Origin of the sequence: Mesorhizobium maamorense, from assembly GCF_044998965.1 — a bacterium.
GTDB lineage: Bacteria > Pseudomonadota > Alphaproteobacteria > Rhizobiales > Rhizobiaceae > Mesorhizobium.
Window position 1 is genome coordinate 1755219 of sequence record NZ_CP173356.1, and the last position, 14642, is coordinate 1769860.

Here is a 14642-nt window from a genome sequence, read left to right on the forward strand (position 1 = left end):
CGTTTCTGGCAACACCTTCATCCTACTGGCGCAAGCGATACGGTGTTGATGAAACCCCAGCCGATATTAGATACGCTGCCAGCGGAATGGAATCGCGGAGACCTTAGCCATGGCCGAAATCCTTGCCATCAAGCCTGTCGCAGTTGAAGGGCCGGTTGCGGCTAGCCGCGACGAGGGCGTGCTGCGCCTGACGCTTGCCAATCCCCCCGCGAACGCGCTTTCCCTGGCGGTGATGGCGGCGCTGACGGAGGAACTGGACCGTGCCAGGGCCGACAAGGCCGTTCGCGTCATAGTGCTGTCGGCGGCCGGAAAGGTATTCTGCGCCGGCCACGATCTCAAGGAGATGACAGCGCGCCGCGCCGACGCCGATCGCGGCAAGGCCTTCTTCGAAGAGACGTTTGCCGCCTGCGCTACGCTGATGCAGGCGATCGTGCGCCACCCCAAGCCGGTGATCGCCGAAGTGGATGGCCTTGCCACCGCCGCCGGCCTGCAGCTTGTCGCCAGTTGCGACCTCGCCATCGCCTCGCATGAGGCGACCTTCTGCACGCCGGGCGTCAACATCGGCCTGTTCTGCTCGACGCCGATGGTGGCGTTGTCTCGCAACGTCTCGCGCAAGCACGCCATGGAAATGCTCCTGACTGGCGAAACCATCGATGCCGCGACCGCCAAGGAGTTCGGCCTGGTCAACCGCGTCGTGCCGCGCGAGTACCTGAATCAGATTGTCAACAAATACGCCCAAACCATTGCTTCAAAATCATCTTCGGTGCTGAAGACCGGCAAGGAAGCGTTTTATGAGCAGGCCGAGATGGGGCTGGCGGATGCCTATGCCTATACCGGCCGGGTCATGGTCGAGAACATGCTGGCGCGTGACGCCCAGGAGGGCATCGGCGCCTTTATCGGCAAACGCAAGCCGGAATGGACCGACGAATAAGGACGAAAGTCATGGAGCCGCGCATCTCCATCATCACCATCGCCACCGACGATCTCGATCGTGCGGTGCGCTTCTACGAGACGATGGGCCTGAAGCGTCATGCCGGCATCACCGATGGCGTCGCCTTCTTCCAGATGGGTGGTGTTATACTCGGCCTGTTCCCGCGCGTCAGCGCCGAGGAGGATTCCGGCATCACCTTCGCCAAGGCGCCTTCCGCCGTCTATCTCGCCTACAACACCCGCTCCGATGCCGAAGTCGACGCGGTGCTTGCGATGGCTGAAAAGGCCGGCGGCCGCATCGTCAAGCTGGCAGGCCGTGCCTTCTGGGGCGGCTGGTACGGCTATTTCGCCGATGCCGACGGACATGTCTGGGAAGTGGCGCACAACCCGGCCTTTCCGATCGCGGAAGACGGTACGATCTCGCTGCCCGATTGATGGCTCACCGCAGGCAGTTGACGCGGCTCAAGGCGCCCTATCTCAAGCGCATTCTGCTCGATTCCGAGCGGGTGACCGATTGGGAAAAATACCCGTGGAACCTGCCGCTGTTTCGCGGTCACGCCTTCGAACTCGAATTCACCACACCAATTACCATCATCGTCGGTGAGAACGGCACCGGCAAATCGACATTGCTCGAGGCGATCGGCGCGCTCGCCGGTTACGACGAAGCCGGAGGCGGCAAGGGCTACCGGCCTGTCGACCATTCCGGCGCCATCGACAGGAGTGGTGCCGCGCTGGCAGATACCTTCCGTGGCCATTGGTTGCCAAAAGTCACCGCCGGCTGGTTCTTTCGCGCCGAATCCTTCTACTCGGTGGCTCGCTATCTTGACCAGGTGGCCCTGGAAGATCCGTTCAAGCCACCTCCGCCCGACTTCTGTCCTGGTCGCATGGCGAAGGGTTCATCCGCTTCTTCGAGGAACGTTGCCGCAGGCAAGGCATCTACATCCTCGACGAGCCCGAAAGTGCGCTGTCTCCATCGCGCCAGATCGAACTTCTCAAGATGCTGCGGCGCATGGATCGGTCGGGCACTGCGCAAGTGATCATGGCGACGCATTCGCCGCTGCTGATGGCCTGTCCAGGCGCGCGGCTGTTCCGCATCAGCCGGTTCGGGCTCGATTTGACCGATTTTCGTGATACGGACCACTTCCGCATGATGCGCGATTTCAGCAGTGATCCTGATGGCTTTCTCGCCGAGGCGTTGTATGAGGACGAGCCATGAATCACGATAGCTATGACAACGCCTACATCGCCGGCATCCTCAATTCGGTGAAGACCATCGCCATGGTCGGCGCGTCCGCCAACGACGTTCGTCCAAGCTATTTCGTGTTGAAATACCTGCTGGCCAAGGGGTTTGAGGTGTTCCCCATCAATCCGGGCCATGCTGGCAAGGAGATACTCGGCCGTACGGTCTATGGCAGCCTTGCCGAGATTGCCCAGCCCATCGACATGGTCGACATCTTTCGCGCCTCGGCGGCGGTGGCCGGCGTTGTCGACCAGGTGCTGAAGCTCGATCCCCTGCCGAAAGTGATCTGGATGCAACTCGGCGTGCGCCACGACGAAGCCGCCGCACGCGCCGAAGCCGCCGGCGTCAAGGTGGTGATGAACCGCTGCCCCAAGATCGAATATGGCAAGCTGTCCGGCGAGATCGGCTGGACCGGGGTCAATTCCGGTGTGCTGTCGTCGAAGAAGCCGCTGATGCGGTCGGGATTCCAGAGTTTCGGCGTGCGGCAAAAATAGACAAGGGGAAGGCGCAAAATTATTCCGGCAGGAGCCGTATTTTCCTGCTGCCTGGTCGAAGATGACACGCCGAAGGGTATTTTCTTCTTTGCATTCGTGGTCGAGCTTGGCCAAGAATGGCCGGCGAATTTCAGAAGTTTTTTTCGAGGGAGGTTTCAGTGACCCGCACGCCCGGTTTCAACACGCTCGCCGTCCATGCCGGTGCCAAGCCCGATCCGGCCACCGGCGCACGCGCCACGCCGATCTACCAGACGACCTCCTTTGTTTTCGACGACGCCGATCATGCCGCCTCGCTGTTCGGGCTGAAGGCCTTCGGCAACATCTACACCCGCATCATGAACCCGACGCAGGCGGTGCTCGAAGAACGCATAGCGGCGCTCGAGGGCGGCACGGCCGCCCTTGCGGTGGCGTCCGGCCACGCCGCCCAGGTAATCGTGTTCCACAATCTGTTGCAGCCGGGCGACAATTTCGTTGCCGCCAACAAGCTCTATGGCGGTTCGATCAACCAGTTCGGCCATGCCTTCAAGAACTTTGGCTGGGAGGTGCGCTGGGCCGAAGCGAACGATCCGTCAACCTTCGAGAGCCAGATCGATGACAAGACCAAGGCGATCTTCATCGAGAGTCTGGCCAATCCCGGCGGCACCTTCGTCGACATCGAGAAGATCGGCGACATCGCGCGCAAGCATGGCCTGCCGCTGATCGTCGACAACACCCTGGCCTCGCCCTACCTGATCCGGCCGATCGAGCACGGCGCCGACATTGTCGTCCATTCGCTGACCAAGTTCATTGGCGGTCACGGCAACTCGATCGGCGGCGCCATCGTCGATGGCGGCACGTTCGACTGGTCGAAATCAGGGAAGTACCCGATGCTGTCGGAACCGCGCCCCGAATATGGCGGCCTGGTGCTGCACGAAACCTTCGGCAATTTCGCCTTCGCCATCGCCGCGCGCGTGCTTGGTTTGCGCGATCTCGGCCCGGCGATTTCGCCGTTCAACGCCTTTCTCATTCTGACAGGCCTCGAAACCTTGCCGCTGCGCATGCAGCGCCATTGCGACAATGCGATCACCGTCGCGGGCTGGCTGTCCAACCATCCCAAGGTGGCCTGGGTCAACTATCCCGGCCTTCCCAGCGACAAGAACAACGCCCTGCAAAAGAAATACTCGCCGCAAGGCGCCGGCGCGGTCTTCACCTTCGGCCTCAAGGGCGGTTACGAGGCCGGCGTCAAATTCGTCGAAGCGTTGGAGTTGTTCTCGCATTTGGCCAATGTCGGTGACACCAAGTCGTTGGTCATCCATCCGGCGTCGACCACGCACCGACAGCTGTCCGACGAGCAGAAGGTCAAGGCGGGTGCGGGACCGGACACGGTGCGGCTGTCCATCGGCATCGAGGACGTCACCGACATCGTCGCCGATCTCGAACAGGCACTCGCCAAAGTTTGATCTATCCTCCCCCTCGTGGGAGGGTCGGCGCAAAACGCCGGGGTAAGGCGAGCCGGCCCGAGGCCGGTTCTTCATGGAGGCAAATCCTGTCCGAGCATTACCTGACGATATCGACGGATTCTGTCGACGCCGAAGAAGGCGCGCCGGCGCCCGATCGCCTGATCTCGGGCGATCCGAAATTCCGCACCTGGAACGTCGAGGAGCGCGAAGGCGGTCTTTATGCCGATATCTGGGAATCGACTCCGGGCAAGTGGCGCATCGTCTACGACGAATGGGAATTCTGTCACATCCTTTCCGGCGTTTCGGTGATCGAAGAGGAGGGTGGCGAAGCGCGCACCGTCAGGGCCGGCGACAGCTTCGTGCTGCGACCTGGCTTCAAGGGAAGCTGGGAAGTGCTTGAAACCACCCGCAAGGAGTATGTGATCAGGCTGTGAGCTGCGCGCAGCTCACAGCTCAGGCCTGCGCTCCTTCAGAAGCCGACGGTGAGCGCTTCCAGCCCATGGAAATGATACGTGTCACGGAAGCTTGGGCTTTGGGCAAGACGGAGTTTTGGGCGCCGCTCGAACAAGGTTTTCAGCGACACCTGCAATTCGAGCCTGGCCAGGGGCGCGCCGACGCAGAAATGGATGCCGGCGCCGAACGACACGTTCTTCTGGTCGACACGACCCGGCCGGAAGGCCCGCGGCTCGGCAAAGGCATGCGGGTCATGGTTGGCCATGCCGAGGAGCAGGCCAATTGTCTGGCCGGGCTGCACGACGATCCCGGGTGCGATTTCGATCTCCTGGTAGGCGTAGCGGGTGAACATGTGCAGCGGCGCGTCGAAGCGCAGGCATTCCTCGACAGCGGCCGCTGTTGCCTCGGCTGAGGTGAAGAAACGGCGCGGGTCGCCGCCTTGCGCCAAGATCGAGCGCACCGCATTGCCGGTCTGGTGCACGGTCGCTTCGTGGCCGGCATTGAGCAGCAGGATCGCCGAGGACACCATTTCGTCTTCCGACAATTTTTGGCCGCCCTCCTGCGCCGAGATCAGCAGCGACAGCAGGTCGTCGCCGGGATTTTTGCGCCGTTCGGCGATGGTGCCGCGCAGGAAATCGGCGAAATCCTGCGCCGCGCGATTGGCCGTCTCCTCGATCTCGCGAGTGCGGCCATGCACGTACATGGCGACCATTCGATGTGACCAGTCGAGCAGTTGCGGTCCCATTTCGACCGGCACGCCGAGCATCTCGGCGATGATGGTGATGGGCAGGGGAGAAGCGAAGGCGGGCAGCAGGTCGACTTGCTTGCCCGGCTCGAAACGATCGATCAGTTCGTTGGCGAGTGCCTCCACACGCGGCCGCAGCCGCTCGACCTGGCGCGAGACGAAGGCGCGGTTGACCAGTGTTCGAAGCCGCGTGTGCACCGGCGGCTCCAGTTCCAGCATGGAATTGGCTTCGATGCCGTCGAATGCCTTGAGATGTGTTCTATCCCGGTCGATGCCACGACTGTCGGGAATGCCCGCCGGGTTATGGCGGCCGAAGCGGCGGTCGCGCAACAGCTTGTCGACATCGTCGAAGCCGCCAAAGCACCAGAACCCGAATTCTTCCCAGAAAAAGACGTTCGATGCATCGTGCAGGAACGTGTAGGCCTCGTACGGATCCTGGAAGAAAGCCCACTCGTGCGGGTCAAGCCTCAGGCGACGGGTCGCTGGATCAAAGGCTAGGTAGGATGGCGTCGATTTGGTCATGCCAGACCAATAGCGCGGCTTGCCAGCCTGGTTCCAGACCGTATGTTGGCGCCCGCAATCCAATGCGTTGAGCCAGCCGCAACGGCTGCGGAAAGTCTGATTTGATGAATGTGATCGTTGTCGGCGCGGGCATCGCCGGTCTCTCCACCGCATGGTCGCTGGTCAAGGCCGGCCATAGCGTTTCCATCGTCGAGCAGGGACCGATCCCCAATCCGTTGGCGGCATCCGGCGACCATCACCGCATCATTCGCCGTGCCTACCGGGCCGGGACCGGCTACGGCCGGCTGATCGGCGAGGCCTATGAAGCCTGGGACGAGATGTGGGCCGACCTCGGCGAGAACCATCTCGATTCCAGGGGCTTCCTCTGCGTCTCGCGCGAGCCGGGCGACGAAGCCGAGGAATACCGGGAAGGGCTGGAGGAGGGAAACTATCCGTTCGACCTGCTGGAACCTGATGCCGCGGTCGAACGCTGGCCTTTCCTGGAGCCGGGCTCGTTCCGCTACGCCTATTTTTCGCCGGAAGGCGGCGCGCTGCATTGCCGCAAGATCGCGTCCGGCCTGGCCAAGTGGCTGCGCGCCAACGGCGCCAACGTCTACGAGAACAGCAAGGTGACGGCGGTCGACTCCGAGGCAGGGCATATCGTGCTCGCGTCCGGCGAGACGATGCAGGCCGACCGCATCGTCGTCGCTGCGGGCGCCTGGGTGCTGAAACTGTTCCCCGAACTCGGCGGCGAACTGAAGACGTACCGAACCGCGCTCGCCTATGTCGAACCGCCGGCGGACCTCAAGGCCGTCTGGGAAGGTGCGCCCGTAGTCCTCGATGTAGGTGGCAAGACCGACGGTTACATGATCCCGCTGACCCGAGGTTCCGGCATGAAATTCGGTTCAGGCCTGCACAGGGTGCCGACCAGCGACGCCGACTGGAACCGGCAGCCGGTGCCGGGCGAGGGCGAGGCGATTCGCAACCTGTTTTCGCCGCCGATCGCCCGCATCGAGGAGTATGAGGTGACCGAAGTGGTCACCTGCGCCTATACATTCACGGACGATGAGAAATTCCTGGCGCATGAGACGGGCAAATGCCTGATCGTCTCGGCCTGCTCGGGCCATGGCTATAAATTCGGGGCGGCGGTCGGCCGGCGCGTGGCGGCGGCTGTCGATGATGGCGATATTGCCGGCCTGAAACGTTGGCTGCGAGCCGAAATCGCCTGAATTCAGTCTTGGCAATGTCTGGGAATATGCACGCGCCGCCAGCCGGATGAGCCTTCGCGCACCAGCACGCGCCGCGCGACGGTCTGGTAGGCGGCGGGAATGTCGACGACGCGCCTTTGCTCCGGTCGCACCAGCACCTCCTCGGCGATCCTGTCATATTGCGCCGGGATGACGGTGCGCCTCGTGCGCTCCGGCCGGATCACCACCGTTTCGGCGACGCGTTCATAGCGCGCCCCGTGCCGGACCTTGCACAGCACCTTGCGGCCGTGGATGACGCGCCATTCCCAGGAATAGCCGCCATCGTCGACCTTGACTGTGTGGTAGACGGTGCGGGTGATTGCGGGCACCACCTCATAGGTCACCTGTGCCGGAACCGTCATCACCACGCGCTCGCGCGCGCCGTAGATCGGCACCACGCGCTCGCGCGCGCCGTAGATCGGCGCTTCATAATCGACCTGCTGGCTGGGCGGACTGATCATCACGTCCTCATACACGGTATCATAGACATCAGGCGTGCGGACCCGCTCATAGCATTCGACGGCGCGGCCGCCCGCGGCCGTCTGCGAAATCGAGCCAAGCATGGTCAGCCCGGCCATGGCGAAGCATGCGGTTTTCCTGGACATGACATTCCCCCTGTTGAACCGTGGACACAAGTTCAACGTTGAATTGTAGGGGAAGCGGTCCGCGAGAAAAGCAGTTTCGGCGCATTTCGTTAAGTGATGCGGTTAAGAAACTGCTACCTGTCTTCGGCCGCAGGTGCCGTCGCGAGCCGGCGGAAGCGCCCGCCGCTGCGAATCTCGCCTGGAAAGCTTGATTCGACTTACCCAGATGGCTAGGAGGGGTCGGCCTTGCACAAGGATGAGCCGGCATCCTATTTACACAATAACGATCCAGAACCGATTCTGCCCGAGTTGCCAGCATGTCCGGCGCCGGAATCCCACCGCGAGACAAGAGATAACGAATGAAGAACCCCGTCGAAACCTACATGAACCTCGTTCCGATGGTGGTCGAACAGACCAATCGCGGCGAGCGGGCCTACGACATTTTCTCGCGCCTCCTCAAGGAGCGCATCATTTTCATCACCGGTCCGGTCGAGGACGGCATGGCGACGCTGGTCTGCGCGCAGCTTCTGTTCCTGGAAGCCGAGAATCCGAAGAAGGAAATCAACCTCTACATCAATTCGCCCGGTGGCGTCGTCACCTCGGGCATGGCCATCTACGACACCATGCAATTCATCAAGCCGGCCGTGTCGACGCTGTGCATCGGCCAGGCGGCCTCCATGGGCTCGCTGCTCCTGACCGCCGGCCACAAGGACATGCGCTTCGCCACGCCGAACGCCCGCATCATGGTTCACCAGCCGTCCGGCGGCTTCCAGGGCCAGGCGTCCGACATCGAGCGTCATGCCCAGGACATCATTAAACTGAAGCGCCGCCTCAACGAGGTGTACGTCAAGCACACCGGCAAGAGCTACGACGAGATTGAAAAGACGCTCGACCGTGACCATTTCATGACCGCGGACGAGGCCAAGGACTTCGGCCTGATCGACAAAGTCATTTCGTCGCGCGAAGCGGCCGAAGGGGCGCTGGCATAACGGCATATTGGCAGTTGGATGGCGGCATCACGCGCTTTTGGCGCGTCTTGCGGCATTTCGGCCACAATTGGCTGTTCCCTCGACGATCGGGATTGCCTACGTTAAGGCTATGTTGATTTTCGACGGCTTAGCTTTGTGTGGGGTTGCTGCGAATCATTGCCACGTTTTCTGATTTGTGTTTCGTACGGAATACGTTGCGGGAGCCGGGATACTGGCGGCGGCGGATTCCCGCGATAAATAGAGTATGCGCCCTTTCAGCCAGACCATCGGCGGGCGGCCATGAAAGGACATGAAAATGAGCAAAGTCGGCAACAACAGCGGCGATTCCAAGAACACGCTTTATTGCTCGTTTTGCGGCAAAAGCCAGCATGAGGTGCGCAAGCTGATCGCCGGCCCGACGGTCTTCATCTGCGACGAATGCGTCGAGCTGTGCATGGACATCATCCGCGAGGAGAACAAGACCTCGATGGTGAAGTCGCGCGAGGGTGTGCCGACCCCGCAGGAGATCCTCAAGGTTCTCGACGACTACGTTATCGGCCAGCCCTACGCCAAGCGCGTGCTCTCGGTGGCCGTCCACAATCACTACAAGCGCCTCGCCCATGCCGGCAAGAACAACGATGTCGAACTGGCCAAGTCCAACATCCTGTTGATCGGCCCGACCGGTTGCGGCAAGACGCTGCTGGCGCAGACGCTCGCCCGCATCATCGACGTGCCCTTCACCATGGCCGATGCCACGACGCTGACCGAGGCCGGCTATGTCGGCGAGGACGTCGAGAACATCATCCTGAAGCTGTTGCAGTCGGCCGACTACAATGTCGAACGCGCCCAGCGCGGCATCGTCTACATCGACGAGATCGACAAGATCTCGCGCAAGTCCGATAACCCGTCCATCACCCGCGACGTGTCGGGCGAGGGCGTGCAGCAGGCGCTGTTGAAGATCATGGAAGGCACTGTCGCCTCGGTACCGCCACAGGGCGGCAGGAAGCATCCGCAGCAGGAGTTCCTGCAGGTCGACACCGCCAACATCCTGTTCATCTGCGGTGGCGCCTTCGCCGGGCTGGACAAGATCATATCGGATCGTGGCCGCAAGACCTCGATCGGGTTCGGCGCCACCGTGGCATCGCCCGAGGATCGCCGCACCGGCGATGTCTTCCGCCTTGTGGAGCCGGAAGATCTCTTGAAGTTCGGCCTCATCCCCGAGTTTGTCGGCCGTCTGCCGGTCCTGGCGACGCTGGAAGACCTCGACGAGCCGGCGCTGATCCAGATCCTGACCGAACCGAAGAACGCACTGGTCAAGCAATACCAGCGGCTGTTCGAGATGGAGAATGTCGACCTGACCTTCCACGAGAACGCATTGTCTGCAATCGCCAAGCGCGCCATCGAGCGCAAGACCGGCGCGCGTGGCCTGCGCTCCATCATGGAAGCGATCCTGCTCGACACCATGTTCGAACTGCCGGCGCTCGAAGGCGTGCGCGAAGTGGTGATTTCGGAAGAAGTGGTGACCGGCAGTGCCCGGCCGCTCTACATCTATTCCGAACAGAAGGAAAAGAAGGGCAATGTCAGCGCCTGACATGCCACTTGAACCCATATTTTTGTGGAACGGCGCCCTCGGGGCGCCGTTTTGCCATGAGAGGCATGCGACCTTCGCGAGGGAATGGAACGCCGGCGATGTTAACTCTTGATCTTTGGCCCTCCTGCATCCACCTAACACGAGAAGGCCGAGGTGCCCGATTTCTGTGCTGTAAAACTCCCGTCACAACGGTGGTAGGCGGAACGATCCCCGGTCGTTAATATAAGATTCGCGGTTGGCCGATTGGCGGCCGCGACATGAAAGGTTGGACAATGGCCAAAATAACCAAGGCTCCCAGCGACGGCGTCTTCGCAGTCCTCCCACTGCGCGACATCGTGGTGTTCCCGCACATGATCGTTCCGCTCTTTGTCGGGCGTGAAAAGTCGATCAAGGCGCTGGAAGAGGTGATGGGTCAGGAAAAGCAGATCCTGCTCGCCACCCAGATGAATGCCGCCGATGACGATCCGGAGCCCGATGCCATCTTTGATATCGGCACGCTCGCCAACGTGCTGCAATTGCTGAAGCTGCCCGACGGCACCGTCAAGGTGCTGGTCGAAGGCGCCTCGCGCGCGAAAATCACCGCGTTCACCGACCGTCCCGACTTCCATGAGGCCCGCGCCACCGCGCTGGTCGAGCCGGAAGAGGAAGAGGTTGAGGTCGAGGCGCTGGCTCGTTCGGTCGTCACCGACTTCGAAAACTACGTCAAGCTTAACAAGAAGATCTCGCCCGAGGTGGTTGGTGCCGCCAGCCAGATCGACGACTATTCCAAACTCGCCGACACGGTCGCTTCGCACCTCGCCATCAAGATCCCCGAAAAGCAGGAGATGCTGGCCACGCTCTCGGTCAAGGAGCGGCTGGAAAAGGCGATGGGCTTCATGGAAGCCGAGATCTCCGTCCTGCAGGTGGAGAAGCGCATCCGCTCGCGCGTCAAGCGCCAGATGGAGAAGACGCAGCGCGAATACTACCTCAACGAGCAGATGAAGGCGATCCAGAAGGAGCTCGGCGAAGGCGAGGATGGCCGCGACGAGGCCGCCGAGATCGAGGCCCGCATCAAGAAGACCAAGCTCTCCAAGGAGGCCCGCGAAAAGGCGGAAGCCGAATTGAAGAAGCTGAGGACGATGTCGCCTATGTCGGCGGAATCCACCGTGGTGCGCAATTATCTCGACTGGATCCTGTCGATCCCGTGGGGCAAGAACTCCAAGGTCAAGCAGGACCTGGCGTTCGCGCAGAACGTGCTCGACACCGACCATTTCGGTCTCGACAAGGTCAAGGACCGTATCGTCGAGTATCTCGCCGTGCAAAGCCGCCAGAAGAAGCTCAAGGGGCCCATCCTGTGCCTCGTCGGCCCTCCCGGCGTCGGCAAGACCTCGCTCGGCAAGTCGATCGCCAAGGCGACCGGCCGCGAGTTCATCCGCATGGCGCTGGGCGGCGTGCGTGACGAGGCCGAGATCCGCGGTCACCGCCGCACCTATATCGGCTCGATGCCCGGCAAGGTCATCCAGTCGATGAAGAAGGCGAAGAAATCCAATCCGCTCTTCCTGCTCGACGAGATCGACAAGATGGGCCAGGATTTCCGCGGCGATCCGTCGTCGGCGCTACTCGAGGTGCTCGATCCCGAGCAGAACTCGACGTTCATGGATCACTACCTGGAGGTCGAGTACGACCTGTCGAGTGTGATGTTCGTGACGACGGCGAACACGCTGAACATCCCTGCGCCCTTGATGGACCGCATGGAAATCATCCGTATCGCCGGCTACACCGAGGACGAGAAGATCGAGATCGCCAAGCGGCATTTGCTGCCGAAGGTGGTGCGCGATCACGCGCTGCAGCCGAAGGAGTTCTCCGTCAGTGAGGACGCGATCCGCGCCATCATCCAGACCTATACCCGTGAAGCGGGCGTCAGGAGCCTGGAGCGCGAGCTGATGAAGCTCGGGCGCAAGGCGGTGACCGAGATCCTGAAGACGAAGAAGAAGACTGTGAACATCACGGCGGACAATCTCGCCGATTATCTCGGTGTTCCGCGCTTCCGCTTCGGTCAGGTCGAGGCAGACGACCAGGTCGGCGTCATCACCGGACTTGCCTGGACGGAAGTCGGCGGCGAGCTGCTGACGGTTGAAGGCGTCATGATGCCCGGCAAGGGCCGCATGACGGTGACCGGCAATCTGCGCGACGTGATGAAGGAATCGATTTCGGCGGCGGCCTCCTATGTCCGCTCGCGCGCTCTCGATTTCGGCATCGAGCCGCCGCTGTTCGACAAGCGCGACATCCACGTCCACGTGCCGGAGGGTGCCACGCCCAAGGATGGACCGTCGGCCGGTGTGGCGATGGCGACCGCGATCGTCTCCGTGCTGACCGGCATTCCGGTCAGGGCCGATGTCGCCATGACCGGCGAGATCACGCTGCGCGGCAGGGTGCTGCCGATCGGCGGTCTGAAGGAGAAGTTGCTTGCCGCACTGCGCGGCGGCATCAAGAAAGTGCTGATCCCGGAAGACAACGCCAAGGATCTGGCGGATATTCCTGACAACGTGAAGAACGGTATGGAAATCATCCCGGTCTCGCGGGTCGGCGAGGCGTTGCGCCACGCGTTGGTGCGTATGCCGGAGCCAATCGAATGGGTCGAACCGGTCAATCCTCCTGCCGCGACGGACACTGCGGATGACGCCGGAAAGTCGCTTGCGCATTAGTTCTTGCTAAAGTTGCAGCGCAAAAACAGAAAGCCGGGCCTCGCGCCCGGCTTTTTCATGTGAAAAACCCCGGAATTCCGGGCTTTTTTCCATCCTTTCCCGGCTTTTCGACTTGGTTGCGGGAGCGCTTCTTTCTAAAGTCCGTTTCCTGCCGGATGAGTCGTGAGTTCCGGTGTTCTCATGGAAGGGAATTTTTATGAACAAGAACGAACTGGTGTCCGCTGTTGCCGACGCCGCGAGCATTTCGAAGGGTGACGCGCAGTCGGCTGTCGATGCGGTATTCTCCGTCATCACCGGCGAACTGAAGAAGGGCGGCGATGTCCGGCTTGTCGGCTTTGGCAATTTCACCGTGTCAAAGCGCGCAGCCTCGACCGGCCGCAACCCTCAGACCGGCGCCGAAGTGAAGATCCCGGCGCGCACCGTGCCGAAGTTCTCGGCCGGCAAGGGTCTCAAGGACGCCGTCAATTAAGCGCCTTTTTTAAATTTCAAAATATCAGAAAAGCCGGGCAAGCCCCGGCTTTTCTTTTGCGCTCCTACTGGTCGAGGTTCGCGATTGCGAGCTACCCGGTCGGCGCGTCCGCCCGCATCAGGCCGTCCTTCTTCAGGTCGGCCCAGAGTGCCGCCGGCAGTCTCGCATCGAGCAGTGACCGATTGCTTTCGACCTCGCTTGGCCGCTGGCCACCGGGGATCACCGACACGACGGACGGATGCAGCAACGGGAACTGCAGCGCTGCTTCGATCAAGCGCACGTCATGCCGTCGGCAGACCGCCTCGATGCGCGCCACCCGGTCGAGCACGTCCCGCGGCGCTTCGGTGTAGTTGTAGAAGGCACCCGGCTTCGGCCCCGTGGCCAGGATTCCGGAATTGTAGGGGCCGCCCAAAACGATGCCGATGCCGCGCTTCTGGCAGAGCGGCAGGAAGGATGTCAGCGCCTCCTGCTCGAGCAGCGTATAGCGGCCGGCGAGCAGGAACAGATCGAAATCACCGCGCTCGGCCAATGTCTGGGCAACCTGCCATTCGTTGATGCCGCCACCGAAGGCCTTGATGACGCCCTGATCGCGCAAGGCAAGCAGCCCGTAATAGCCGGAGCGCATAAACTCCTCTATGCGCTGGTCGGACGCTTCCTTGCTGCCATGGGTGAAGATGTCGACGTCGTGCACGAACAGAATGTCGATGCGGTCGACGCCGAGCCGTTCCAGGGACGCTTCGAAGGAGCGCATCACGCCGTCATAGCTGTAGTCGTAGACCTCCTTGCGCGACGGCGTGTCGAAGAACTTGCCGATGCCGGTGCGCTCTTGCGGCGGACAGGCGCGCATGATGCGGCCGACCTTGCTCGACAGCACGTAGTCGTCGCGCTTCTTGCCGCGCAGGAAGGGGTTGAGCCGCGTCTCCGACAAGCCAAGCCCATAGAGCGGCGCGGTGTCGTAATAGCGGCAGCCGGTCGCCCATGCAGCCTCCAGCGTCGCATTGGCGTCCTCGTCGGAGACCGCGCGGTAGAGGTTGCCGAGCGGCGCCGTGCCGAAGCCGAGTTCGGTGAAGCTGATGCCGCCATTGCCGATGCGGTCGAAATGCCGTGTCTTCATATCCTGCCGTTTGCCTCATTGATTTGTCTGACATGACACTATCACGCTCGTGGCACAGCAAAAGCGCGCAGGGGCGTTGGACACGGATTTTGGCGGTGATAGCATGAATAAAAACAAGCTGTTCGGGGAGAGACGTGACCGGGAATTTCCACTCTTCTTCGACCTCGGATCGTTGGACGCCAC

The 14642-nt window shown here is 61.7% G+C and carries 13 protein-coding genes and 1 pseudogene; 11 read left to right on the forward strand and 3 right to left on the reverse strand.

The features are described 5' to 3' along the window. Window positions 1-109 precede the first annotated feature (109 nt). From ACIU1A_RS08895 to ACIU1A_RS08920, 6 genes and pseudogenes are all read left to right on the forward strand, one after another. Window positions 110-931 carry an enoyl-CoA hydratase gene (locus ACIU1A_RS08895; RefSeq protein ID WP_140521829.1) on the forward strand — a complete coding sequence of 274 codons (822 nt, stop codon included), beginning with the start codon at window positions 110-112 and terminating at the stop codon, window positions 929-931. Window positions 932-942: 11 nt separating this feature from the next. Then, window positions 943-1365 (forward strand): VOC family protein, encoded by a 423-nt coding sequence (locus ACIU1A_RS08900; RefSeq protein ID WP_404927103.1) that lies wholly within the window; start codon window positions 943-945, stop codon window positions 1363-1365. Further along, window positions 1365-2146 (forward strand): annotated as a pseudogene (locus ACIU1A_RS08905) (AAA family ATPase). Before ACIU1A_RS08900 ends, ACIU1A_RS08905 begins: the two are co-directional and overlap by 1 nt. Beyond that, window positions 2143-2664 carry a CoA-binding protein gene (locus ACIU1A_RS08910; RefSeq protein ID WP_140521835.1) on the forward strand — a complete coding sequence of 174 codons (522 nt, stop codon included), beginning with the start codon at window positions 2143-2145 and terminating at the stop codon, window positions 2662-2664. Before ACIU1A_RS08905 ends, ACIU1A_RS08910 begins: the two are co-directional and overlap by 4 nt. Before the next feature lie 158 nt (window positions 2665-2822). Beyond that, the gene (locus ACIU1A_RS08915) at window positions 2823-4103 is read left to right on the forward strand and encodes an O-acetylhomoserine aminocarboxypropyltransferase (protein ID WP_140493947.1); all 1281 of its coding nucleotides are present in this window, start codon (window positions 2823-2825) and stop codon (window positions 4101-4103) included. 86 nt (window positions 4104-4189) lie between these two features. Beyond that, window positions 4190-4537, forward strand: coding sequence for a cupin domain-containing protein (locus ACIU1A_RS08920; protein WP_404927889.1), 348 nt, complete (start codon window positions 4190-4192; stop codon window positions 4535-4537). A gap of 35 nt (window positions 4538-4572) precedes the next feature. On the opposite strand, the gene ACIU1A_RS08925 is transcribed toward ACIU1A_RS08920, so the two are convergent. Continuing rightward, window positions 4573-5823, reverse strand: coding sequence for a cytochrome P450 (locus ACIU1A_RS08925; RefSeq protein ID WP_404927104.1), 1251 nt, complete (start codon window positions 5821-5823; stop codon window positions 4573-4575). Window positions 5824-5927: 104 nt separating this feature from the next. Here ACIU1A_RS08925 and ACIU1A_RS08930 point away from each other — a divergent pair, with 104 nt between their 5' ends. Next, window positions 5928-7031: an NAD(P)/FAD-dependent oxidoreductase gene (locus ACIU1A_RS08930; RefSeq protein WP_404927105.1), complete on the forward strand. Its 1104-nt coding sequence runs from the start codon at window positions 5928-5930 to the stop codon at window positions 7029-7031. A 2-nt stretch (window positions 7032-7033) separates the two neighbouring features. On the opposite strand, the gene ACIU1A_RS08935 is transcribed toward ACIU1A_RS08930, so the two are convergent. Then, on the reverse strand, window positions 7034-7654 hold the full coding sequence (locus ACIU1A_RS08935) for a hypothetical protein (protein ID WP_404927106.1): 621 nt from the start codon (window positions 7652-7654) through the stop codon (window positions 7034-7036). Between the two features lie 338 nt (window positions 7655-7992). Between ACIU1A_RS08935 and clpP the strand changes: the two genes are divergently transcribed. The 4 genes from clpP to ACIU1A_RS08955 all read left to right on the forward strand — a co-directional run bounded on the left by clpP (window position 7993) and on the right by ACIU1A_RS08955 (window position 13345). Then, a complete protein-coding gene (clpP, locus tag ACIU1A_RS08940) occupies window positions 7993-8622 on the forward strand; it encodes an ATP-dependent Clp endopeptidase proteolytic subunit ClpP (protein WP_027028064.1) in 630 nt (209 codons plus the stop codon). Between the two features lie 295 nt (window positions 8623-8917). Continuing rightward, window positions 8918-10192: an ATP-dependent Clp protease ATP-binding subunit ClpX gene (gene clpX / locus ACIU1A_RS08945; RefSeq protein WP_140493939.1), complete on the forward strand. Its 1275-nt coding sequence runs from the start codon at window positions 8918-8920 to the stop codon at window positions 10190-10192. Window positions 10193-10464: 272 nt separating this feature from the next. After that, window positions 10465-12876, forward strand: a complete 2412-nt coding sequence (gene lon, locus ACIU1A_RS08950; protein ID WP_140493937.1) for an endopeptidase La — start codon at window positions 10465-10467, stop codon at window positions 12874-12876. A 196-nt stretch (window positions 12877-13072) separates the two neighbouring features. Then, window positions 13073-13345, forward strand: a complete 273-nt coding sequence (locus ACIU1A_RS08955; protein WP_006201846.1) for an HU family DNA-binding protein — start codon at window positions 13073-13075, stop codon at window positions 13343-13345. Between the two features lie 91 nt (window positions 13346-13436). Here the strand turns inward: ACIU1A_RS08955 and ACIU1A_RS08960 are convergent, their stop codons facing one another. Next, window positions 13437-14459, reverse strand: coding sequence for an aldo/keto reductase (locus ACIU1A_RS08960; protein WP_140515754.1), 1023 nt, complete (start codon window positions 14457-14459; stop codon window positions 13437-13439). Window positions 14460-14642: the final 183 nt, after the last annotated feature.